Annotated in this window: 1 protein-coding gene; it reads left to right on the top strand. The window is 59.0% G+C overall.

The window, feature by feature from the left end; translation table 11 throughout:
• Positions 1-192: 192 nt before the first annotated feature.
• The coding region (gene lpxA, locus AC1DU6_RS34115) for an acyl-ACP--UDP-N-acetylglucosamine O-acyltransferase (RefSeq protein ID WP_477862852.1) at positions 193-685 on the top strand (493 nt) is incomplete at its 3' end.

Here is a 685-nt window from a genome sequence, read left to right on the forward strand (position 1 = left end):
CAATATTTCCTCCTCGCGATTGGTCAGACGCGCCATGAAAGGTCATTCCGTACTGGTATAAAAAGAACGTACCATGAACATTTGGAGTTCAGCAAGGTTCCAGTGGCACTTGTCCGCGCGGTACTGGACAGTCCACGTGACGCGGGTTACGCAGCGGAAAATCCTAGAAATTTGCAGGAACTGGACTTCTCGATGAGCAAGATCGATCCAACCGCCCGCGTCGCCGACGGTGCTGTCATTGGCGAGGGCGCCGAAATCGGACCCTTCTGCATCATCGGACCGCATGTCACGATCGGTGCAGGCACGAAGCTGCTGTCGCATGTCAACGTGACGGCGCAGACGACCATCGGCGAGAACTGCACGATCTATCCGTTCGCGTCATTAGGCACGCCCCCGCAGTCGCTCAGCTACAAGGGCGAACTGACCAGACTGACTATCGGCAATGGCTGCACCATCCGCGAGTCCGTGACCATGAATGCCGGTACTGTCGCTGGCGGCGGCATCACGTCGGTGGGCGATCGCGGCTACTTCATGAACTGCGCCCATGTCGGCCATGACTGCCATGTCGGCAATGACGTGATCTTCGCGACCTCGGCGACGCTTGGCGGCCATTGCGAGATCGGCGATTTCGTTTTCATGGGCGGGCTATCGGCCGTGCACCAGTTCACCCGCATCGGCTCGCAGG

This window comes from Roseateles sp. P5_B10 (assembly GCF_056400485.1).